The organism is Massilia sp. METH4 (genome assembly GCF_037094685.1).
In the GTDB taxonomy this organism is placed as follows: Bacteria; Pseudomonadota; Gammaproteobacteria; order Burkholderiales; family Burkholderiaceae_D; genus Rugamonas.
Map to the genome: position 1 here is coordinate 4,724,134 of NZ_CP146614.1, position 21,470 is coordinate 4,745,603.

Consider the following 21,470-nt stretch of genomic DNA (forward strand, 5'->3'; position numbering starts at 1 on the left):
ACTGGCCGCACAATTGAGCCCGGGTGCGCCGCGCCCGGTTCAGGCGCCCGCGAGCTGGGGCTGGCGCGCACCCGCGTGGCGGCCGTAGCGTTCCACCGACAGGTCGTCCGCATAAATGGCGGGGCGGCGAGCCGACATGATGTCGGCCAGCAGCTGCGCCGACCCGCAGGACATCGTCCAGCCCAGCGTGCCGTGGCCCGTGTTGACGAACAGGTTGGCCAGCGGGGTGCGGCCCACGACCGGCGTGCCGTCCGGCGTCATCGGCCGCAAGCCGGTCCAGAACGCGGCCTGCGCCGTGTCGCCGGCGCCGGGGAACAGGTCGTTCACCACCATTTCCAGCGTGGCGCGGCGGCGCGGATTCAGGCGCTTGTCGTAGCCCGCGATCTCGGCCATGCCGCCCACGCGGATGCGGTCGTCGAAACGGGTAACGGCGATCTTGTAGGTCTCGTCGAGGATCGTGGAGGCGGGCGCGCGGTCGGCGTTCACGATCGGCACCGTGATCGAGTAACCCTTCAGGGGATAGACGGGAATGTCGAGGATGCCGCGCAGCAGCGGCGTCGAGTACGCGCCCAGGGCTACCACATAGGAGTCCGCCGTCACCACTTCGCCGCCGCAGCGCACGCCCTGGATCTTGCCGCCTGCTACGTCCAGCCCTTCGATGTCGACGTTGTAGCGGAACCGCACGCCCAGTTCGGCCGCCAGTGCCGACAGGCGCGTGGTAAACAGCTGGCAGTCGCCGGTTTCATCGTTCGGCAGGCGCAGGCCGCCCACGAGGCGCTCGCTGGCGATGCCGGGCTCGGCCGACAGCAGGCCGCGCGCGTCGAGTAGTTCGTACGGCACGCCGGTTTCCTCCAGCACGGCGATATCCTTGGCCGCGTCATCCATCTGCTGCTGCGTGCGGAACAGCTGCGTGGTGCCTTGCTGGCGGCCTTCGTAGGCGATGCCGGTGGCGGCGCGCAGGGTCTTGAAGCAGTCGCGGCTGTATTCGGCCAGGCGCACCATGCGCTCCTTGTTCACCGCATAGCTGTCGGCATTGCAGTTCTTCAGCATCTGCCACATCCACTGCAGCTGGAACAGGGTGCCGTCCGGACGGATCGACAGGGGCGCGTGGCGCTGCACCATCCACTTCATGGCTTTCAGCGGAATGCCGGGCGCGGCCCACGGCGAGGCATAGCCGGGCGAGATCTGGCCGGCATTGGCGAAACTCGTTTCCAGCGCGGGCCCGCCCTGGCGGTCCAGCACCGTCACCTCGTGGCCGGCCCGGGCCAGGTAATACGCCGTGGTGACGCCGATGACGCCGCTGCCGAGGATGACTACGCGCATGGTTGCCTCTTGTATAAGTATGGTTATGGAGAATTGCCTGGGTAATTCGCCTATGGTAAGTTTAGTCGCGTAGTGGTTGTTACTATATATGAGCGAAAAAACAGGAAAAAATCATGCGAACACAAAAGGAGTCCGTGCGCGCGCTGGACAAGCTGGATCGCAAGATCCTGCGCATTCTGCAGGGCGACGGGCGCATCTCCATGAAAGACCTGGCCGAGCAGGTGGGCTTGTCCGTCACCCCCGCGATCGAAAGAGTCAAGCGCATGGAGCGCGACGGCGTCATCACCGGCTACCACGCGCGACTCAATCCGGCTGCGGTGGGCGCCACGCTCCTCGTTTTCGTGGAAATCACGCTGAACCAGAAATCGGCCAGCCATTTCGACCAGTTCAGGCGGGAAGTGCTGCGCATTCCCGAGGTGCAGGAATGCCACCTCGTATCGGGGGATTTCGACTACCTGATCAAGGCACGCATCCACGAAATGGCCGAGTACCGCAAGCTGCTGGGGGATATGTTGCTGAACCTGCCAGGAGCGGCCCAGTCGAAAAGCTATGTCGTCATGGAGGAGATCAAGGAGACGCTGGCGCTGGCCACGGAATCGGCGTAGAAAAAAATGTTGCCGTGAGGCATTTGCGCAACGGTGCAAGGAAACTCCTCTGTTAGAATCCTTTGCATTGCCTTGGAGAAATTCGCGATGATCACGGAAAACTATACGCTGGTTGTGAACGGTAATTACGTCTTCGAGCGGCCGCTGCTGCCGTCGGACATGTTGTTCACGGAAGATGCTTATATTGCAACCTGGTCGGGCGCTGAAGTGGCCGAGGCGAACGCTTACGGCGGCTACGCCGGCGCGTACTTCTACTCGACCGTGACCATCACCCCGCCGGCCGACGGCGACTACGACTTCACGGTCCAGAGCGCGACCGGATTCAGTTACACCGGCAATCCCGGCGATGCCGATACGCAGCTCTGGCTGTACGAGGGATCGTTCGACCCGACCCACCCCCTGGTCAACCTGGTCGCCGCCAACGAGGATATCGATACCTATACCGATGAGGGCCTGTTCGGCAACCTGCTATCGAAGCTCGGTGGCGTCTCGCTGCACGCCGGCGTGAAGTACGTGCTCGTGCTGGGCGGCCGCGATGCCGGGTTGACCGGCTCGGCCGTCGTTTCATTCTCCGACGCCGCGCCCCCCGTGCCTGTCACGCCGCTGCCGGACGAGTCGACCGGTACGGAACCGCAACCGCAGGTGCCGCCCGCGGAGACGGCACCGCCGCCACCGACCGGCGCGGCGGAGGGCGACACGAATGTCGGCGAAATGTTGCTGGGTTCGTCGGGCAACGACCCACTGGTGGGCGGCGGCGGCGACGACCTCTTCATCCCCGGCCTCGGCCATGACACGATCGTCGGCGGCGCCGGACATGATACCGTGCAATTGAGCGGCAAGGCGTCCGCCTACAAGATGCAAGTGGTGAACGGCAACCTCGTGCTGTCTGGCGGCGCCGACAGCTATGCGATGAGCGACATCGAGACGCTGAGCTACGCCGGCGGCCAGGGCAGCTCGCCCACCGAAGTCGCCGCCCGCCTGTACAAGGGTATTCTGGGCCGCGAGGGCAACGGTTTCGAGCTCGACTACTGGGCAGGCGTGCTCCAGTCCGGGTATTCCGCGAAGGACGTGGCCACCTCGTTCGTCAACTCGGCGGAGGCGGCGGACCTGTTCCGCACGAGCGGTTCGGCCGGTTTCGTCACGGGGCTGTATGAAAGCGTGCTGGGCCGCACGCCGGCGGCCAGCGAGGTGGAGTACTGGGTGGGCGGGATCGGCCAGGGACTCGACCGTGCCGACCTGGCCCTGCAGTTCGTCAACTCGGCCGAATACCTCGGGCAAGCGGTCGAGGTGGACCTGGGCAGCAGCGACGTGGGCATGCTGCTCCGCCTCTACTATACGATGATGAACCGCGCGCCGGACGAGGCAGGGCTGAACTTCTGGCTCGAACAGCGCGCCAACGGCGCGTCGATGCGCAGCATCGCCGACAGCTTTGCCCACGCAACCGAAGCGGGCAACCTGAGCGACAGCGCGTTCATCGACCGGATCTACGACGCCGGCCTGCATCGCGATCCGACGACCACGGAAAAATCGTACCTGATGTCGCTGTTCGAAGGTGGCCTCGACCGCGGCCAGATCCTGCTGCAGATTTCCGAGTCGCACGACGCCGTGCAGCTCGTGGGCGTCATCGACAGCACGATCACGCTGGTCTGACCCACCGCCATCTGCCTGCCGCGGCCGATGCATCCTTCTGTTGCGCCGCTCCCTGCACGACTGCCGGGAACGGCGCCGGCAGCCCCGTGCTTTCCGTTAAAATGCCGTCAAGGCATCTTTAACGATCCAGGGGACCGCCGTGAACCAAGCCGCCGAACCGCAAGTCACGCCCGCCGCGCCGGAGCACACGCTGAAATTGCGCACACTCGACGAGCACCTGTGCAGCGACCAGAGCTTTGCCTCCGCGCTGGCGCGGCTGCTCGGCGCGCTGGCCGTGAACGAGGATGGCTCGATGACGCTGGCGCAATTCGCCGCCGTCACCGACCTTTCCGGCGACGGCAAGGCGTCGGCCGTGTTCACGGCCCTGGTGCTCAATGCAATCGAATCCGGCGTGACCGTGGACTGGGCCTTGAACTCCCTGTCGCGCAGCAGCGGCTCGGCCGAGCCTTCGGCCCGCGAGGCGGCATTCGCCATGATGAAACCGCTGCTGGCGCTGCAGGGGCGGCGCGCCCGCCCGCTGGCCGTGCGCACCGCGCGCGCGCTGGGCATCCGCCTCACGCCGGACCACTACTATGGCTTGCCGCCCGAGGAAGAGCGCCGGCTGCTGAACAACCTGGGTACGCAGGCGCGCAAGCTGGTCAAGGGCAGGGGACTGGTCGACGCGGTGGCCGATTTCGGCCGCAGCACGGGCCAGGTCGAGCTGCTCGACCACGCGCGCGGCTTCAACGGCGGCATGATGACGCAAGAGCAGCTGCGCGACGCCGTGCAGCAGTCGGTCGACACGATCGCGCAGGGCATCGCCACCTACCAGGAGAACGCCGCGGCCCCGCTGCCGGCGGAGGCGGAAGGCGCCGGCCTGTCGGCCACCGCCGAGCAATTGCGCCAGCAGGTGCTGCAACGGCTCGCGCTCATCGATGCGCGCATCGCCTACGAGCGGCGCGTGCTGTGGCAGGACATCGACGATGCCGTGCACGATGCCGGCAACGCGGTCGAGGTGGCGATCGCCGAACGGCTCGACAGCGAACAGTGGAAGGACGAGCAGGTCTGGTCCGGCATCGCCCGCGACCAGTTCGCCCGCGAGATGGAGCGCCGGCTCGACCGCGTGGCGCGCCGCAAGCAGGAGGCGCTGGACCTGCTGCACAACGACCTGAAGCTGTTCCAGTCCGACATGCGGATCACGCAGGGCGATGCGTTCAAGCGCCAGCACCACGCGGCGCTGGCGCGGCTGATGCCGCGGCTGCGCATCGGCACGCGGCTCGTCAACAGCGTCGACACGGCCGCCAACCTGACGCTGATGGGCAGCGCGGTTGCCGCCGCGGGGACCAGTACCGCCGCTTACCTGTTCGGCGTGGCCGTGGTGGTGCCGGTGGTGGCACCAGTGGTGCCGTTCGTGGGCGGCGCCGTGCTGCTGGCCTCGGCCTTCAAGTGGGCCACCGATACCAACAAGAGAAAGCGCGAGGAAATCCGCGACAAGCGCCGCGTGTTCGAAGACGAGTTGCGCCGCCGCCTGAAGGAGGCCGAGGCGGGCTTCGTGGTGCAGCTCGACCGTATCGGCAGCGCCTTCTACGACTCGGCCAGTGCGCTCCTGACGCCGCTGATGCTGGAAGCCGAGGCGGCCGGCCGCATCCAGGCCGTGCGCAAGCGCATCGCCGACAAGGTGATCGCGCAGGCCCAGGGGGCGATCGCCCAGCTGCAGAACGCGTTAACGGCCGCGTGATAAGTCCTTAGCCTCCTTGTAGGTCCTGCTTCCGCAGGGAAACGCTCGCTCCGAATGTTGGCTGGTTCACCATGTCTCGCCCTGCAGTGGATCGAATCGCCCCTTCGCGTGTCAACAACAGATCCCAATTTTTTTTCATCGGCTTGCTCCCCCAAACTTAAAGAGGTCTATAGTATTTGCAATACGCTCGCTTGTTAGGAGGGACTAACATGCCAAACTACATCAGAGAGCATTCATTCGGAAGTCTGGTCAGATGTACGTTCTCGATCTATCGCAATGGCTTCGGCGTGTTGTTCATATCGTTTGCCCTTCCGACAATTCCTATTCTATACCTGCAATCAGCTATCGGCGGAAAGCAGGACATGTTGCTACTTTCATTCGTAATAGCGATGACCGTTAATCTGTTCATATACGGTGCAAACGTTGTTACTATCTCTGATATATGCATTGGGAATCGTCCAAGTTTCAAACGATCATATAAAAATTGCTTGAGGAAGTCAGCGAAATTGGTATCTGTCGGGCTTTTGCAGACGCTTTTAATCGGAGCTTCAGGGGTATGCATATTCTTCCCGGTGTATTTTTTGTTGGGCTTTTTGGGTGCGCCTCTAGTAATAACTGAAATGCTGGCGGGCGCATTGAGCATTGTCGCGATTGTCTTGGTTGCGCTCTGGACTATTTATAGTCCAATCATTGTGATCTTGGAGAATAAGTCCGGGGTTGCTGCAATTTTACGCAGTTGGCGTCTCGGAAAGGGCGGGAATTGGCGCGCTTTTCGCATCGTCCTATTTGTGGTCACAAGTTACCTGGGGCTGATGACGATTGTCGGCGCAGTCTCCGGTTTGCTCTTAATGGGAGTGGGCGAGGGGCATCTGGCAACGATCGCCGCTGAGTTCGTCGCAATCGTGCTCGCGTCGATCGTTTCGCCATTAGTGTACGTCTCGGTGGTGCTGTTGTATTATGACTTTAGAGGGCGGAAGGAAGCGTATGACGCAAGTGCACTTGTTGAAGAGGTTAAACGATATGAGGTGACATTATGAGCGAGAACGGAATGTTATGGGTGTTGATTATTGTATTTGTCTCATTGGTTGCGGTATATGCGTTGTGGAGAGGCGGGAAGTTCGGTATCACCTATGGGGATGTGGAGGTAAATGTTGAGGGTAAAGATGGGAAGCACAAAAAAATTAGGATATTTAATGATAGCAAGGTTTCCTCTGGGGCCGAAGTGGCGGATATCAGTGGAGTCAAAAACGCCACCGATTTAGCAAATGGCAGTGTCGAAGTGGGAAATGGCACGGTAATCGAAGGGAAAGTTGCAAATATAACCGGTGTAGATATTGGTAGGAAACCAACGTGATGCGTTCAGTTCTAGAGCGCCGCCTAGCGTTGTTTGTGGACAGAGATTCAGAAATGCAGCGGTTTCGAGACTTGCTCAAGCCGAACGGTAAACCTATCATGATAGTTTCTGGCGATAGCGGACTGGGAAAGTCATCACTGCTCGCCAGAATGGTGCATGAGTGCGCATCGAGTAAAATTTATAAGGCCGAGGTCCTATGGACGGATACGCGCAATCACGACTATCTCGCTCTTATGCGTAAGGTTCGAGACGATCTCGGAGTCGAGCATTTTCACAAATTCACTGATCTCGTGAATTTTTTTACGGTTCCTCATTATCACTTAACGGTCGACTCATCAATAAGAGTAGGCGATAGTCTCGTGAACCGCGGCCATATTGGCGAAGTTGCCGGTATTTTGATAAAAGACTGTATGCTTAATATACCCAGGGACGATATGGCAGTCCCTGAGAACGAGCGAATGATCCGGTTAACCGACCGGTTTTTCGATGAGTTAGAGGCTTTGAGTAGAAATAACCAAGTTGTAGTGTTCTTAGATGCCGTTGAAAAGATGACGGCCGATACCGAGCGATGGATCTGCGATGAATTTGTTCGACGAATCCACGAGGGCGAACTGAATAACGTCAAATTGTTGGCCTTTGGTCAACGCAAGCCGAAGCTCCCCTCCTCGAGGCAATTTATTGAAGAGGCTCAGCTACAACCGATAAGCGAACAGCATATTGTTGAGTACATGGCGAAGCGTGGAGTTCCCGAGGAGGTTCGAGGCGTTGCTGCTGGAATTATCCTTGTGGCAAGTCACGGTAATCCGTGCGAAATGGCCAACCTTGTTGAGGCGGTGATGGCTCGATTAGGCAGTTTAATGCCGCCAAATGAATAACCTAATTGCTGAGATCAGTGATCTGGTGGGTCTCGGGCAGAGTGCACCGAGCGGCGGTGTCGAGAGCCTGTTGGCTGGCATGTCTCCCTCAAGCGTCAAATCGCTTCGCTTAGTGGCGATTCCTCATCAGTTTGACATCTTTATTTTACGCGTCTTAGAGCCTGGATTGAACGGGGACGTAGCATCGTTCCTTCTTGAAGAGCTCTCGCTACTCCCGATTATCGTCATAGCCGATGGTGAGTATGCTGTTCGAGACGATGCACGATCATATCTCTTTAAGCAATGGCTAGCCGGTCCTGAGTTGGATGAATTCTCTTCAGCAAGTTGCAGACTCGCTCAATACTTCAAAGCTCGCATGGATGAGGAAAAGGGAAGTCTAAAACATATTTGGGAGTTGGATTATGTTTTTCATCTGCTGGGCGAAAATCTTGACACTGGTTTCGAAAATGGAAAGAGCTCTGGTATGAGGTGAGTTCGCAAGGAAGAAAGAATATATGCGCAGCATTGGTTAATCTGATTCACGAGTATGATTCGATCTTGTGCGTACAGCACAAGCTCTGGATCCGCGCTTTTGAGGCATCAAATCAAATTGATGAGAATAACCTTGATCTAGCGGATGCGCTCAGTAAAGGATTAATTGAAGAATGCCAAAAAACAGGTGAGCGCGCATTGGTCGTCGAGGCATTCAAGTGCAGAGCACGTATAGAATCGAAGCGTGGGAATTGGCAAGCTGAAATACACTATCTCAAATCTGCTCTTTTGAGTGGCGACCCGTCTAGGCACAAAGAGCTTTTTCTTCTAGGGCATATGCTAGCGGTAGCGTATCGTGAGGCCGGCTGTTTGGAAGAGGCAGAGCAGCAATTTGATAAAGGAATATCATATGCAGGGCAGATAGCTTGGCGAAGAGGGATCGCTATGAGCTACAATGGGCTGGGTACCACATGTATGAAAAGGGGCGATTTCGACGCGGCGATAAGAGCTTTTGAGACGGCAATCGACTCATTAGGGGAAGATAGTAAAAATTTTGCGTTAGCTCCTATTTATAATAATCTAGGCTTGGCCGCGCAGAGGTCGCGTGACTTAGAGGGAAGCTTAGCATATTTCTCTAAGAGTCTAGAGCTCAAGATTGCGGCAAATGATACGTGTGGGAAAGCCATGACCATGACCAATATGGTCGCGCTTTTGGAGGAATTAGGACGTCGCACCGAAGCGGTTGACTTTGCTCGTCAGGCATCGGAACTATTCCAAGAGTTACGTGATTATTACAATTCCGCAATGGCGAAGCGCACTTTAGCAAGGCAGCTCCGGCGGATGGGGCAAGAGAAAGAAGCAAGTAAAGTGTTCTTGGAGGCTGAAGACCTTTTTCGAAATCGATGTGATTGCAAAGAGATGGCCGATAACGTACGAGCCGAGCACACTTCCATAACTATTAGAACGCCTCTATGGGTGTGGCTTCCTATCTTTTTTGTTTTTGTTTGTTTCTTCGGACTTCTGCTGTTAGTCTATGCAGCGGTTTCATATCTTAGTCAGTAGGCGCGTCGGTGGCATAGCTCCGATCCTGCTAAAAGGCTGGTCGGTGCCTTTTCAGTCTTTAACAATTGATGAGCCTCCATCTAAGCCGGGAAGAAACAGTTGATATGTAGCGCTGAACTTAATCGTCGTTTCTGCCCTCTTCCATTGGCTAAGCGCTCTAGTTCTGCTTTCGGCAAGAGGTGGAGGTAAGTGTTAGTTTCGTACAATGATGTTCATCGTAGCAGCGCGCTCGTCAGCCTTTGATAGCGCGTCACAAGGTTGAGCACGAGTTCGCGTGTTTAGTCGTAAGGCTGCGCCAGGCCAAAAATCCTTCGGGAGATCAAGGATTCCGGCCTTTCCGCTCGCGAGGCCGCCTCGCTTGATGATGTGCTATAGACCACCCGGCAATACATCAATTCTCATGTCATAGTTGGACATCGAGCGACTACTCAACGCGAAGCCATGGCACAACTGGCGGCGTTATCCCTCAAGCTGAAGACGAACGATCAAGCCCAAGAAGACCTTCAACAACTACGAGGCAGGTTTCCTTATGTCGATATCAGTATCTGCCTCACGACATGTCACGCCGCTACCTTTCTGTCCCATTGGCCGTGCTAGACTCTGGGCCTTCGTGCACAACTATATTTAAATGGCTGAACGCAGCAGCGTTGGTTTCCTGCGCCGTCTCAAGGTCGCGTCGCTGATCAAGATCTTCAAAATATTGACCGACAGCAGCTAGCTATTTTCTGCCCGCTTCTTCGCGACAGACAAGAAGCCGAGCTGCAAGCTAGCCTCCGACAACGTCTCAGCTGGCATGGAGATCGAGCATCGCCTTGCTCCACCAAAATTCACAGCAGTGCACTTGCAAGAGTATGGCCTAACGCATACGCAGAGGGGGCCAGCACGGGCTAGCTCCAGTTCCGTTCGCTGGCGAACATGCCGGGCGTCTCCGCGCCCGGTAAAATGGAACGGCCGCGGCCCTGTTGGGGTCTCTCGTGCGGCGCGTAACATTCTGTTGAAGCACCCGATGACTACCAAGAAAACCCTGCTGTTCGCTGCCAGCCTGCTGGCCCTGTGCTGTTCCGCTTCCGCCCAGGTGTCCATCACCGTCGGGCAACCCGGCTTCTACGGCCGGCTCGACATCGGCGACATGGCGCCGCCGGTGATCTACCGGGAACCCATCATCGTCGAGCGGCCCGCCCGCGTGATCAGCGAGCCGCTGTACCTGCGCGTGCCGCCCGGCCATGCGAAGAACTGGCGCAAGCACTGCGCCAAGTACCGCGCCTGCGGCCGCCGCGTGCTGTTCGTGCGCGACGACTGGTACCTGAACGATTACGCGCCGCGCTACCGCACCGAACACCGCGACCGCAACGATTACCATGAGCGTCGCGACGACCGCGACCATCGCGACGGCCGCGACGACCGCGGTCATGGCAAGGGCCACGGTAACGGACACGGCCATGGCAACGGCCACGGCAAGGGGCACGGCCGCGACTGATCCACATCTCCGGCCGGCGCCAATCATTTCAAGGAGAACCGTTTGCAAAGCAAGTACGTGATCGTGGGAGGAGGGGCGGGCGGCCTGGAGCTGGCCTGCAAACTGGGCCGCAAGCTCGGGCCGGGCAAGGTGATGCTGGTGGACAGCCGGCTGTACCACATCTGGAAGCCGTCGCTGCACGAGGTGGCGGCCGGCACGCTGGACATCCACGCCGAAGGCCTGTCCTACCAGATGCTTGCGCACGACAACCATTTCACCTATGTGTATGGGGCCCTGGAAGGCCTGGACGCGGCGGGGCGCGCGATCACCGTCAGCCCGATCGAAACGCAGGCGGGCGAAATGGTGCTGCCGCGCCGCACGATCGCCTATGAAGCCCTGGTCATGGCGGTGGGCAGCACGTCCAATTACTTCGGCGTGCCCGGCGCCGCCGAGCATACCATTTCACTGAACGGCACCGAGGATGCGGAACGCTTCCGCCTCACGCTGCTGAAACTGCTGGCCCGGGCGGCCACGGAAAAGTCCGGGCAGGGGGTCGATATCGTCATCATCGGCGGCGGTGCCACCGGCGTGGAACTGGCGGCCGAACTGCGCGAGGCCAGCGGCGTCTACGCCGCCTACGGCTTCGGCGACCTGCAGCCCATGCGCGACGTGCGCATCACGATCATCGAAGGCGCGCCGCGCATCCTGGCCCCGCTGCCCGAGCGCGTGTCGGGCACGGCGGCCGGCCTGCTGGCCGAGCGCGGCGTGAAGGTGCTGACCGATACGCGCGTGACGCAGATCGACGCCGACAAGGTCACCGTGCAGAAGGGCGATGTCTACCCTGCCGATATCGTCGTGTGGGCGGCCGGCATCAAGGCGCCCGACTTCCTGAAGAACCTGGGCCTGCCGACCGCGAAGGGCGGCCAGCTCGAGGTGACGGGCGAGCTGGTGGTGAAGGGCTTCCCCGACATCTACGCGCTGGGCGATTGCGCGCTGTGCATCGGCGCCGACGGCAAGCCCGTGCCCCCGCGTGCCCAGGCCGCCCACCAGCAGGCCGACTACCTGCTCGAGTCGCTGCTGCGGCGCGAGCGCGGCCAGGGGCCGCAGAAGAAGCCGTACGAATACCGCGACTACGGCTCGCTGGTGTCGTTCGGCCAGCAAACCTCGGTCGGCAGCCTGATGGGCTCACTGCAGGGCAAGAACTGGTTCGTCGAGGGCTTTTTCGCGCGCATGATGTATGCCAGCCTGCACCTGATGCACCACAAGGCCATCATGGGCACGCTGCGCACGGGCGTGCTGGCGCTGGCGCGGTTCCTGATCAAGCGGACCACGCCGATGGTGAAGCTGCATTGACTGGAACGGCTGGCCTGGCAAAACCTGCGCGTGAAAGGCTGTTCCGCAGCCCCTGGTTGCCGGCATGCGAGAACCGGTGTCGTACACCATTTCCTTTGGAAAATGGTGTACGACACCGGTGTTCTGCGGCCAACAGTGCAGGTGTCGCGCCGCCGGGGCGCCGGGCCATGCTACTGCGTGGCGGGCTTCGGTAGAACGACCGACAGCACGGCACCACCCTCCGGGTGCGTGGCCAGGGTCAGCAACCCACCCAGCAGTCGCGCCCGCTCGCGCAGCAGCCGCAGGCCGTATTGCCCAACGCCCGCGCCTTCCGGCGGAATGCCGCGCCCCTCGAGCACGCCCTTGCCGTTATCGCGCACGGTGAGCATGATCTCGTCGTCGTTATCGTCCACGATGACGTCGACCTCGGTTGCGCCGGAATGGGCGGTGACATTCGACAGCCCCTGTTCCAGCACGCGCAGCAGCACCACGGCCTGCTCGCGCGGGCATACGGGCTCCTCGTCGGGCAGGCTGCTGCGCGCGGTAATCGCATAGTGCTGGGAAAACTGCGTGACGAGCTCGGAAAACGCGACCTTGATACCGAGGAACTCGAGCTTGTCGTTCCACAGCTTGTGCTGCATCTGCCGGTTGTTTTCGATGATCGTATGCAGCAGGTTCTTCATCTGCGTGGCGCGGTCGCGCAGGGGCTGCTGGTCGGCGGGCAGCTTGGCCGTCAGCAGGCCCAGGTGCATGGTCAGCGCCGTGAGCGACGAGCCCAGGCTGTCGTGCAGCTGCCGCGCCAGCGCGCGGCGGTCGTTGTCCCAGCTGGTGACCACGTGACCCAGCAGGTCGGACAGTTCGGCGCCGCGCCGGGCGTCGGCCGACGCCGTGCCGGCCGCGTTTGTCTCCATAATGTCTGTCTTATCGGTTTCGTCGGGCATGATTGGTATTGATATTGGCCTGAGCGACGGATGATACCTGAGGTTTTATGGAAATGTCGCACCGGCACTATCGTGTGTTGCCGCACAGTCAGCGCAGCCGGGCGGGCGCACACTGCCTCCACGTTGTCAAACATTACAAGGAGCAGCCATGAGTGCTACAGCCAAGCCGCGTGATGCCGTTGCCCTGCTGAAGCAGGACCACGACGAAGTGAAAGCGATGTTCAAGCAATATGAAGAGCTGGGCGACCGCGCCTTCACCAGCAAGCAGAAGCTGGCCGAGAAGATCTGCCTGGAGCTGACCAAGCACGCCATCGCCGAGGAAGAAATCTTCTACCCGGCCGTGCGCGCCGACGCCGAGGAAGCGGACGACCTCGTCGACGAGGCTACCGTCGAGCACGCATCCGCGAAGGACCTGATCGCGCAGATCCATGCGATGGACCCGCACGACGACCTGTACGATGCAAAGGTGAAGGTGCTGGGCGAGTACATCGACCACCACGTGAAGGAAGAAGAGGAGGAAATGTTCCCGAAAGCGAAGGAGGCGGGCATCGATCTCGTCGCCCTGGGCGAGCAGATCCAGGCCCGCAAGGACGAGATCGACGAAATTCCGCCGATGCCCGTCCCCGGCAAGGTGGTCTATTCCAACCAGCCTTCCGCCTGACCTCGGATATGCCCGGTCACGGCCGCAGCGCGGCCGTGGCGGGCGCCGGTGCCGGCGCGCTGCTGGTCAGGCTGGCGATCGCCTTCATCAGGCTGTCGATGTCGACCGGTTTCACGAGGTGCATGTCGAAGCCGGCTTCCAGCACGCGGCGCTGGTCTTCGGCCAGTCCGTAGCCCGTGAGCGCGATGAGCCGGATACCGCTGGTGTCGGGATCGGCACGCAGGCGGCGCGCCACTTCGTAGCCGTCGATGCCCGGCAAGCCGATATCGACGAGCGCCACGCCCGGCCGGTACTCGCGTGCGACGGCCAGGCCCTGCAGGCCGTCCGCCGCATGCTTTACCTCGTAGCCGTAGCAGGAGAGCATCATCGCCATCATTTCGCGGCCGTCGTCGTTGTCTTCGATCAGCAGCACATTGGGCTTGGCCTGTTCGTTTGTTTCCATGGTGTGGGGGTTCGGTTCGGTGATTCGTTCGATGCGCGGGAGGCGGATCAGGAAGGTGCTGCCTTCGCCGGGACCGGCGCTGGCGGCTTCCACGCCGCCGCCATGCAGTTCGGCCAGGCGGCGCACCAGTGCCAGGCCGATGCCGAGCCCGCCCTGGGCCCGGTCCAGCGTGCTCGTGCCCTGCACGAACACGTCGAATACGTGCGGCAGCAATTCCGAAGGAATGCCGACGCCGGTGTCGTGCACGGTCAGCACGACGTCATCTTCTTCCGCTTCGAGCAGGATGTCGATCGCGCCGCCGGGCGGCGTGTACTTCAGGGCGTTGTCGAGCAGGTTGGAGAAGATCTGCTCGAGCCGGGTCACGTCGCCGTCCACCCAGCCGCTTTCCAGCTCCACGTGCACCTCGTAGTCGGCCGTACGGCCGGTCGTGCGGTAGGTTTCCAGGCTGTTGCGGATCAGCGCCGACAGGTCGCACGGCGCGCGGTTCAGCAGGATCTTGCCGGACATGGCGCGCGACAGGTCGAGCAGGTCGTCGACGATGCGCCCCAGGTGCTGGCTCTGCCGCTGGATGATCTTCTTGGCCCGCGTGGCCGCGTCGACCGTTACCGCCGGCAATCCGAGCAGCGAAGCGGCACTGCTGATGGCCGACAGGGGATTGCGCAGCTCGTGTCCCAGCATCGCCAGGAACTCGTCCTTCGCATGGTTTTGCCGCTCGGCGACCTTGCGTTCCTCGATTTCCTGCAGCAGCCGCTTGTTGCTGCTGATGAGATCGGTGGTACGCTGGCTCAGCTGGCGGGCCTGCTTCTTGAGTTCCTCGTTCTTCATCGCCAGCGCCACGAACACGGAAATCTTCGCGTGCAGGATTTGCGGGATCACGGGCGTGAACAGGAAGTCGGCCGCGCCTTTCTGGTAAGCCTTCAGCCGGTCGAGCTCATCGGCCACGAAGGCCGTGATGAAGATGATGGGGATGTTCGCGGAGCGGGCGCGCTGGTGGATCGCCTCGGCTGTCTCGAAGCCGTCCATGCCGGGCATGTTAACGTCCAGCAGGATCACGGCGAAGTCATGCATCAGGACTTGCCGCAGCGCCTCTTCGCCGCTGCGGGCGGCAATCACCTCGTAGGACTCTTGCTCGGCCCATTGTGCCAGCAAACTCGTCAGGGCAAACAGGCTGTTCGCATCGTCATTCACGACGAGGATTTTTGGTTTGTCTACTTTGGCCACGGGCACTTGTCGTTGAGGATGCGCTGCTGAAATTAATTCTGATAGACAAACATTTGATCGATCATAACAACAGGCTTAAGTGCTGTCAAAAGTCCTGCTGGCAACAGAACGCGGCTCCAATTGTTCGATTGCGCACATACATGCTTTAACTGGCATGCAATAGTGAAAGCGTTGAACGAGCAATCTAAAACGAAAGGATACGATCATGAATGTCGATACCGTCGTAGGTAAAGATTATCTGGGCAAATGCTTCCGCGAACTGGCCGACGCGCCGGTCAGTGCACTGAACGGTGTCGGTGAAGAGGGCGCGCAAGCGTTGCAGCAAGCGTTCGGCGTGACCACCGTGCGCGAGCTGGCCAACCTGAATTTCATCAAGTGGGCGTCCGCCATCGCCACGCTCGCTTCCGAAGAGCAGCCGCTGCCCAAGGAAAAGGCGCAGGAAGAGCTGCTGGACGATGCCGTCGAGATGACGTTCCCGGCAAGCGACCCGATCTCGGTGGACGCCGGCATCACGCGCATCGAGGTCTCGCCGGACAAGGTCGACGCGCAATCCGATCACCAGCATGCCAACAAGGTCGAGGACAGCACCGCGGCGGGCAAGCAGAAGGAGGCGGCTTCCCAGTAGGCGGGAGCGGGCCCCGGAAGGGGCCATAAGTATCGGCGCGTCTGCTCGGCCGCTAACACCGTTGGCATAAGTGAACCGGTGTCAGGCACCTTTTTCCTGCGGGAAAAGGTGCCTGACACCGGTGTTCGTCTGCAAACACTGCTGGCCGGAGCCAGCCACGTGCAAGCATCAAACCGTCGTCGCCACGCTCTTGAGTTGGTGCGGCATCGCCGCGGCCGCGGCGGCGGCGAGGGCAGTACTGCCCGGCGCCGAGCAGAAGCGGTTCTTGCCGGAGCGCTTCGCGTCATACAGGGCATTGTCGGCCGCGTGAATCAGGTCGCCCACCGAATCGGCGTCGTCGGGGAACAGCGCGATGCCGATCGACGTCGACAGGCGCAGCGTGATGCCGTTCACCACATAGGGTTCGGACACCACGTCGATCAGCTTCGAGGCGGGTTCGCGGGCGTCGTTCAAGCCGCCCACATCGCCCAGCACGATCACGAATTCGTCGCCACCCACGCGCGCCACCGTGTCTTCCTTGCGGGAAGAGCCCACCAGCCGCTGCGCGACCAGCTTCAGGATCTCGTCGCCATAGGCATGGCCGTGGGTATCGTTGATGGGCTTGAAGCCATCCAGGTCCAGGTACATCACGGCCGCCTTGCGCTGGTTGCGCAGCGCGTGCTGCACCGTCGTCTCGATGCGGTCTTCCAGCAGGCGGCGGTTCGGCAGGCCCGTCAACGGGTCGTGCAGCGCCAGTTCCTGCTGCCGCTTGCTGTACTGGGCCAGTTCCTTGTAGAGCAGGCGCACTTCGAGCATGTTATGGATGCGCTTGTGCACCTCGAGCAAGTCGAAGGGCTTACTGATGAAGTCGCGCGCGCCCGCTTCCAGGGCGGCGATTTTGAAGCTCGGCTGGGCCGTGAGCGCCAGCACGGGGAGGTAGCCTTCCTGTTCGATTTCCTTCAGGCCCTTCATCACCTGGAAGCCGTTCAGGCCCGGCATCTGCAGGTCCAGCAGGATCAGATCGTAGTTATGCTGCCGGTGCAGCGCGCAGACCTGGTCGGGCAGCATGGTGGCCGTCACATTGGTATAGCCGGCTTCGCGGAGGATCTCGAGCATGAGATCGACGTTATCCGCGCAGTCGTCCACGACCAGAATCTTGGCATTCAGGATCTCATCCGGGCTGGGCATAGTTGTCTCGCTTACGGGGCTCCGGCGGGTTCATGGCCGGAGCGGAACACTCAGTGTAGCGCCGAAGAATTTGCTGCGGCGCACGTATTGAAAAATTCTTATCCTGAGGAAGAATTTTCAGACCTAGGAGTGTATCAAACTGCCGACAAGTTTCTTGTAGGACATTGCCGCGTCGTGCAGTAGGACACTTTTTCAGCATTATAAATTACTTAATAAGCATCGACTATTTTCTTGCGCAAACGTGTGAAACGCGCACGATTCGCACTGAGTCATGCGGAAAACAGATATCAGGACGGTTGGCCGCGGCGGCGTGCGGCCGCGAGGGCGACGGCGGCGACGAGCTCGGGCGGCTCCACCGGCTTGGCGATATGGTCGGTGAACCCGGCCGCCAGCGTGCGCAGGCGGTCTTCCGACCGGGCGAAGGCCGTCAGCGCGATGGCCGGTACGTTGCCGCCGGCTTCCGCGCCCAGCGCGCGCACCTGGCCCAGCAGTTCGAAGCCATCCATTTCCGGCATGCCGATATCGGTCAGCAACAGGTCGGGCTGCCAGCGGGACAGCAGCAACAGGGCGGCGGGCGCGCTGTCCGCCGTGACGACGTCGGCATTGCAATCCGACAATACGCGCTTGATCAGCTCCCGGGTGTCCGGCTCGTCGTCCACGATCAGCACGCGCAGGCCGCCCAGGTCGCCGAGTTCGCCCATGTTTTCGGCGGACGCCGCGGCGCGCCGCGCGCTGTCGGCCAGCGCCGGGCGGGCGGGGCGCTCGGCGCCGGGAATGCGTGCCGCTAGCGGCAGGCGCACGGTGAAGGTGGCCCCGTGGCCCTCGCCGGGGCTGGCAGCGGCCACGGTGCCGCCGTGTTGCTCGACCAGGTGCTTGACGATCGACAGCCCGAGCCCCAGGCCGCCGTGCCGGCGCGTGCTGGAGGCGTCGGCCTGCCGGAAGTGCTCGAACACGTGGGCCAGGAACTCGCCGCGGATGCCGATCCCGGTGTCGGCCACCACGATTTCCGCGCTGCCCTCCGTTTCGCGGATCGCGATGCGCACGCTGCCATCCTGCGGGGTGAACTTGATGGCGTTCGATAGCAGGTTCCACACGACCTGCTGGAGCCGGCCCGGATCGGCCGCCACCATGCCGCAACGGTGGTAGTCGCGCTCGATGCGGATATTCCTGGCCGCGGCGGCCGGGCGCACCGTCTCGATCGCTGCGTCGGTCACGGCGGCCGGCGCCACCGCCTGGATGTCCAGCAGCACCTTGCCCGACATGATGCGGCTCATGTCCAGCAGGTCCTCGATCAGCTGGGCTTGCGCGCGGGCATTGCGCTCGATCGTCTGCAGGCCTTTCTGCAGGTCGGCCTCGCCGCGGCCGCCGCGCCGCAGCACCTGCGACCACCCCAGGATCGCCGTCAGCGGCGTGCGCAGTTCGTGCGACAGCGTGGCCAGGAATTCATCCTTCATCTGGCTCGTGCGTTCGGCCTCCGCGCGCGCGTTCCGTTCGCTGTCGAGCAGGGCGATGCGTTCCTCGGCGGCGCGGCGCGCGGCCTCGTTCAGCCGCGCATTGTCGATCGCCACGCCGGCCTGGGCGGCAATGCCGCCGATGATGCGCTCCGTGCGCTCGCTGAACATGCCCGGCTCGGGGTGGCCGAACAGCAGCGTGCCGATCACGCTGCCGTCGCGCGACATCACGGGCGCGGCCAGGTAGCTGCGCATCTGCGCCGCATGCTCGGGCGGCAGGGCCGGTGCGCAGTCGGATTGGCCCAGCAGGTCGGCGCACCGCGTGATCGCACCGCCACGCAAGGTGTCGCCGAACAGCGCCACCGCGTCGACGCGCGCCAGTTCGTCGAACAGCGGCGGCGGGCGGCCGGCCAGCGTGTACGGCGCCAGCGCGGGTGCTTCGGCGCCATGCCCCCGTTCGCGCACGGGATCGGGAGTGTTGTCGTAGAAGAAGGCGCCGAAGCGGGCGCCGCTGATGCGCGTGGCCGCGTCCGTCACTTCCTGCAGCAGCGGTTGCAGGTCGCGGTGGCGTGCCAGCGCATTGCCGGTGCTGTTGAGCAGTTCCAGCACGGCCGTCTCGTCGCGCAGCGCTTCCTGGGCACGCTTGACCTGGTCGACGTCGGTGCTGGTGCCGAACCAGCGCAGCGTGCGGCCATCGGCCGCGCGCACCGGATTGGCTCGGGTGAGGAACCAGCGGTACTGGCCATCCGCGCCGCGGATGGGAAATTCCATTTCGAACGGCTGACCCGTTGCAATCGAGCGCTGCCAGCGTTGCGTCATCGCCGGCACGCACTCGGGATCGTAGACCAGGTTCCACGCGTCGCCGCGCAGGTCGTCGCTCGTCAATCCGGTGTATTCGAACCAGCGGCGGTTGTACCACGTCATGAGGCCGTCATAGTGGGCGATCCATGCGAGCTGCGGGATCGAATCGGCGAGCGCGCGCAGCTGTTCCTCGCTGTCCTTCAGCGCTTCCTCGGCGGCCCGGCGCGCAGTGACGTCCTGCACCATGCCCGTCATGCCGAGCAACTGGTCACCGTCGCCGTAATTGCCGTGGCCGGCGACGGACAGCCAGCGCCGCGCGCCGCCGGCTTCCTCGATGCGGCATTCGACATGGAAGTCGCGCTGCGCCAGGTAGGCGTCGACGAAGGCCTGGCGGGCGGCCGTGCGGTCTTCCGGGGCGATGCGTTCCTGCAGGGCGTGCCAGGTGACGGGCATGCCTTCCGCCATCCCGAAGATTTCGGCGGCGCGGCGGCCCAGTGTGACGATGTCGCTGGCGGCGTCCCAGGTCCACTCGCCCAGTCGCCCGGCGGCCATTGCCACCTGCAGGCGATTGCTGGTTTCGCGCAGGGAGCGCTCTTGCTGCTTGCGCGCGTCGATATCGTGCAGCGTGAAGGTCAGGCCTTGCGGCGACAGCGCGCAGCGCACCTCGAGCCAGCGCTCGCAGGGCGGGTGATACAGCTCGAAGGCGCCTGCTGCTTCGCCGGCCAGCGCCTGGCGCAGGCGCGCCTCGAGCGCGGTGCCGGCGAGGGTGGGGAACGCCTGCCGGATGTCACGGCCGGCGAAGGAGCCCGGCGCCCCGGCCGCATCGTTGCCGGGCGCGCCCAGCAACGCCGCGGCGCGCGCGTTGATCCACGCGATGGTCCAGTTGCCGTCGATCACGGCCAGCCCGTCGGCAATGCTGTCCAGCACGTCGCTCGTCCATGCGCGCGTGCGGCGCAGCGCTTCCTCGGCCTCCATCATGGCGCGCAGCAGGTCTGCTTCGGAAGGGGCTGCTCCGTTGGAAAGGATCATTGATGGCGTTCGAAGGACGAAGGTTGTTGCGGCCGCACCGGGCAGGGCGGTTCCCTGCGGGCGACGCTGCGGATTGTAGCGCCGCGCGTCGCGTTTGGTTCGCACCGTTGGCTGAGCGGCAGGGCGGCCTCAGCTGAGCGGAATGCGGTCCAGGATCGCCTGCAACTGCTCGATATCGTAGGGTTTCTGGATCGCGTCGGCCGGGAAGTCGAGCTGCTGGGTCAGCGTGCCGCTGTAGCCGGAGGCGAAGATCACGTGCAGCCGCGGCCAGCGCGCGACGGCGCGCCGGGCCAGCTCGACGCCGGAGATGCCGGGCAGGCTCACGTCGGTAAACAGCACGTCGTAGCGCCTCTCCTCCAGCTGCTGCTGGGCGCGCTCCGCGTCGGCTGCCGCATCGACCTCATGGCCGAGGGCGCGCAGCATTTCGCAGACGAGGTATTGGGCGTCGAGATTGTCTTCCACGACCAGCATGCGCAAGGTGCGCGCGGCGCTCGCTGCCGCCGCCGCACTGGGCGGCCCGAGCGTCGACAGGATGCCGAGCACACTGCCCTCGCCATCGCGCAGCGGGGTGTAGTACAGGTCGAAGCGCTGTTCGCTGACGCCGTCGGCGCGCCACAGCTGCAGTGCCTGCCCGGGGAACACCAGCGATTCGCCCTGCCAGGCCCGTTCCAGCGCGGCCGGATTCCAGCTCCACGCCGATGGCTGCATGGCCGGGATGCGCCCGCCGGGCGGTTGCGTGGGCAGGCCGGACAGCGCCGCATAGGAGGCATTGAACAGCATGACCTGGCGCCGGCCCCACAGCACGAGGGCGGGCAACGGCGAATTGAGCATGAGGTCGGTCGCCACGCGCAGCGTCACCGGCCAGCCGTCGGGGTGGCCCACGTCGGTGCGCGACCAGTCGTATTCCAGCGTGGACAGGCTGTTCATGGCGGGGGCAGTCATGCCGGGGTCTCCCTTGGTTTTAATGATGCTGAATCGTACACCAAAGGCATGGGTGGACGCACTTGGCTCTGGACAAGTGAAAAAGTTCTACCTATAATCCTGCCTCCTTCGCAACGAATGCTGCGACAGGAAAGCAGCGGCGGCAGTGTCCGGCGTGCCTGGAAGTCTGGATGGATTCGAAAGATGAAAATTCAACATTTCCAAGCCGTAATGAATACTGTAGAATACCGAACGCTGTTGAATGCGGCTGTAGCTCAGCTGGATAGAGTACTTGGCTACGAACCAAGGGGTCGTGGGTTCGATTCCTGCCAGCCGCACCAGGATTTTTGCCGAGATGCCGGAAGG

The 21,470-nt window shown here is 62.3% G+C and carries 18 protein-coding genes and 1 tRNA gene; 13 read left to right on the top strand and 6 right to left on the bottom strand.

Annotated features, from left to right (window positions below):
• Positions 1-39 precede the first annotated feature (39 nt).
• The gene (locus tag V6Z91_RS20805) at positions 40-1,323 is read right to left on the bottom strand and encodes a D-amino acid dehydrogenase (protein WP_338760584.1); all 1,284 of its coding nucleotides are present in this window, start codon (positions 1,321-1,323) and stop codon (positions 40-42) included.
• A gap of 113 nt (positions 1,324-1,436) precedes the next feature.
• On the opposite strand from V6Z91_RS20805, the gene V6Z91_RS20810 reads away from it, so the two are divergent.
• The 10 genes from V6Z91_RS20810 to V6Z91_RS20855 all read left to right on the top strand — a co-directional run bounded on the left by V6Z91_RS20810 (position 1,437) and on the right by V6Z91_RS20855 (position 11,866).
• Entirely contained in the window at positions 1,437-1,928 is a 492-nt protein-coding gene (locus V6Z91_RS20810; RefSeq protein ID WP_338760587.1) for an Lrp/AsnC ligand binding domain-containing protein, read from the top strand.
• An 87-nt stretch (positions 1,929-2,015) separates the two neighbouring features.
• Positions 2,016-3,578 carry a DUF4214 domain-containing protein gene (locus V6Z91_RS20815; protein ID WP_338760590.1) on the top strand — a complete coding sequence of 521 codons (1,563 nt, stop codon included), beginning with the start codon at positions 2,016-2,018 and terminating at the stop codon, positions 3,576-3,578.
• 139 nt (positions 3,579-3,717) lie between these two features.
• On the top strand, positions 3,718-5,295 hold the full coding sequence (locus V6Z91_RS20820; RefSeq protein WP_338760592.1) for a hypothetical protein: 1,578 nt from the start codon (positions 3,718-3,720) through the stop codon (positions 5,293-5,295).
• A 209-nt stretch (positions 5,296-5,504) separates the two neighbouring features.
• A complete protein-coding gene (locus V6Z91_RS20825; RefSeq protein ID WP_338760594.1) occupies positions 5,505-6,332 on the top strand; it encodes a hypothetical protein in 828 nt (275 codons plus the stop codon).
• Positions 6,329-6,649: a hypothetical protein gene (locus V6Z91_RS20830; protein WP_338760597.1), complete on the top strand. Its 321-nt coding sequence runs from the start codon at positions 6,329-6,331 to the stop codon at positions 6,647-6,649. The genes V6Z91_RS20825 and V6Z91_RS20830 overlap by 4 nt, the downstream gene beginning before the upstream one ends.
• A complete protein-coding gene (locus V6Z91_RS20835) occupies positions 6,649-7,524 on the top strand; it encodes an AAA family ATPase (RefSeq protein WP_338771973.1) in 876 nt (291 codons plus the stop codon). Before V6Z91_RS20830 ends, V6Z91_RS20835 begins: the two co-directional genes overlap by 1 nt.
• Positions 7,517-7,996: a hypothetical protein gene (locus V6Z91_RS20840; RefSeq protein WP_338760600.1), complete on the top strand. Its 480-nt coding sequence runs from the start codon at positions 7,517-7,519 to the stop codon at positions 7,994-7,996. Before V6Z91_RS20835 ends, V6Z91_RS20840 begins: the two co-directional genes overlap by 8 nt.
• A complete protein-coding gene (locus tag V6Z91_RS20845; protein WP_338760603.1) occupies positions 7,993-9,057 on the top strand; it encodes a tetratricopeptide repeat protein in 1,065 nt (354 codons plus the stop codon). Before V6Z91_RS20840 ends, V6Z91_RS20845 begins: the two co-directional genes overlap by 4 nt.
• 1,006 nt (positions 9,058-10,063) lie before the next feature.
• On the top strand, positions 10,064-10,534 hold the full coding sequence (locus V6Z91_RS20850; RefSeq protein WP_338760606.1) for a hypothetical protein: 471 nt from the start codon (positions 10,064-10,066) through the stop codon (positions 10,532-10,534).
• A gap of 42 nt (positions 10,535-10,576) precedes the next feature.
• Entirely contained in the window at positions 10,577-11,866 is a 1,290-nt protein-coding gene (locus tag V6Z91_RS20855) for an NAD(P)/FAD-dependent oxidoreductase (RefSeq protein WP_338760609.1), read from the top strand.
• Between the two features lie 170 nt (positions 11,867-12,036).
• On the opposite strand, the gene V6Z91_RS20860 is transcribed toward V6Z91_RS20855, so the two are convergent.
• Positions 12,037-12,756 carry a histidine kinase gene (locus tag V6Z91_RS20860; protein ID WP_338760612.1) on the bottom strand — a complete coding sequence of 240 codons (720 nt, stop codon included), beginning with the start codon at positions 12,754-12,756 and terminating at the stop codon, positions 12,037-12,039.
• A 178-nt stretch (positions 12,757-12,934) separates the two neighbouring features.
• Here V6Z91_RS20860 and V6Z91_RS20865 point away from each other — a divergent pair, with 178 nt between their 5' ends.
• Positions 12,935-13,447 (top strand): hemerythrin domain-containing protein, encoded by a 513-nt coding sequence (locus V6Z91_RS20865; RefSeq protein WP_338760615.1) that lies wholly within the window; start codon positions 12,935-12,937, stop codon positions 13,445-13,447.
• A 16-nt stretch (positions 13,448-13,463) separates the two neighbouring features.
• Here the strand turns inward: V6Z91_RS20865 and V6Z91_RS20870 are convergent, their stop codons facing one another.
• A complete protein-coding gene (locus V6Z91_RS20870) occupies positions 13,464-15,110 on the bottom strand; it encodes a response regulator (protein ID WP_338760618.1) in 1,647 nt (548 codons plus the stop codon).
• Between the two features lie 205 nt (positions 15,111-15,315).
• Here V6Z91_RS20870 and V6Z91_RS20875 point away from each other — a divergent pair, with 205 nt between their 5' ends.
• Positions 15,316-15,735 (top strand): hypothetical protein, encoded by a 420-nt coding sequence (locus V6Z91_RS20875; protein WP_338760621.1) that lies wholly within the window; start codon positions 15,316-15,318, stop codon positions 15,733-15,735.
• 168 nt (positions 15,736-15,903) lie between these two features.
• On the opposite strand, the gene V6Z91_RS20880 is transcribed toward V6Z91_RS20875, so the two are convergent.
• The 3 genes from V6Z91_RS20880 to V6Z91_RS20890 all read right to left on the bottom strand — a co-directional run bounded on the left by V6Z91_RS20880 (position 15,904) and on the right by V6Z91_RS20890 (position 21,125).
• Positions 15,904-16,902, bottom strand: a complete 999-nt coding sequence (locus V6Z91_RS20880) for a diguanylate cyclase (protein WP_338760624.1) — start codon at positions 16,900-16,902, stop codon at positions 15,904-15,906.
• Positions 16,903-17,189: 287 nt separating this feature from the next.
• Complete coding sequence (locus V6Z91_RS20885; RefSeq protein WP_338760627.1) at positions 17,190-20,183, bottom strand: ATP-binding protein; 2,994 nt, start codon at positions 20,181-20,183, stop codon at positions 17,190-17,192.
• A gap of 129 nt (positions 20,184-20,312) precedes the next feature.
• Entirely contained in the window at positions 20,313-21,125 is an 813-nt protein-coding gene (locus tag V6Z91_RS20890) for a response regulator (protein WP_338760630.1), read from the bottom strand.
• A gap of 243 nt (positions 21,126-21,368) precedes the next feature.
• Between V6Z91_RS20890 and V6Z91_RS20895 the strand changes: the two genes are divergently transcribed.
• Positions 21,369-21,445: transfer RNA gene (locus tag V6Z91_RS20895), tRNA-Arg, on the top strand.
• Positions 21,446-21,470: the final 25 nt, after the last annotated feature.

Coding starts and splice junctions, on each gene's coding strand:
- V6Z91_RS20885 (WP_338760627.1), bottom strand. CDS start 20,183: ATGATCCTTTCCAACGGAGCAGCCCCTTCCGAAGCAGACCTGCTGCGC.
- V6Z91_RS20860 (WP_338760612.1), bottom strand. CDS start 12,756: ATGGAGACAAACGCGGCCGGCACGGCGTCGGCCGACGCCCGGCGCGGC.
- V6Z91_RS20810 (WP_338760587.1), top strand. CDS start 1,437: ATGCGAACACAAAAGGAGTCCGTGCGCGCGCTGGACAAGCTGGATCGC.
- V6Z91_RS20850 (WP_338760606.1), top strand. CDS start 10,064: ATGACTACCAAGAAAACCCTGCTGTTCGCTGCCAGCCTGCTGGCCCTG.
- V6Z91_RS20805 (WP_338760584.1), bottom strand. CDS start 1,323: ATGCGCGTAGTCATCCTCGGCAGCGGCGTCATCGGCGTCACCACGGCG.
- V6Z91_RS20830 (WP_338760597.1), top strand. CDS start 6,329: ATGAGCGAGAACGGAATGTTATGGGTGTTGATTATTGTATTTGTCTCA.
- V6Z91_RS20865 (WP_338760615.1), top strand. CDS start 12,935: ATGAGTGCTACAGCCAAGCCGCGTGATGCCGTTGCCCTGCTGAAGCAG.
- V6Z91_RS20840 (WP_338760600.1), top strand. CDS start 7,517: ATGAATAACCTAATTGCTGAGATCAGTGATCTGGTGGGTCTCGGGCAG.
- V6Z91_RS20890 (WP_338760630.1), bottom strand. CDS start 21,125: ATGACTGCCCCCGCCATGAACAGCCTGTCCACGCTGGAATACGACTGG.
- V6Z91_RS20835 (WP_338771973.1), top strand. CDS start 6,649: ATGCGTTCAGTTCTAGAGCGCCGCCTAGCGTTGTTTGTGGACAGAGAT.
- V6Z91_RS20815 (WP_338760590.1), top strand. CDS start 2,016: ATGATCACGGAAAACTATACGCTGGTTGTGAACGGTAATTACGTCTTC.
- V6Z91_RS20875 (WP_338760621.1), top strand. CDS start 15,316: ATGAATGTCGATACCGTCGTAGGTAAAGATTATCTGGGCAAATGCTTC.
- V6Z91_RS20825 (WP_338760594.1), top strand. CDS start 5,505: ATGCCAAACTACATCAGAGAGCATTCATTCGGAAGTCTGGTCAGATGT.
- V6Z91_RS20880 (WP_338760624.1), bottom strand. CDS start 16,902: ATGCCCAGCCCGGATGAGATCCTGAATGCCAAGATTCTGGTCGTGGAC.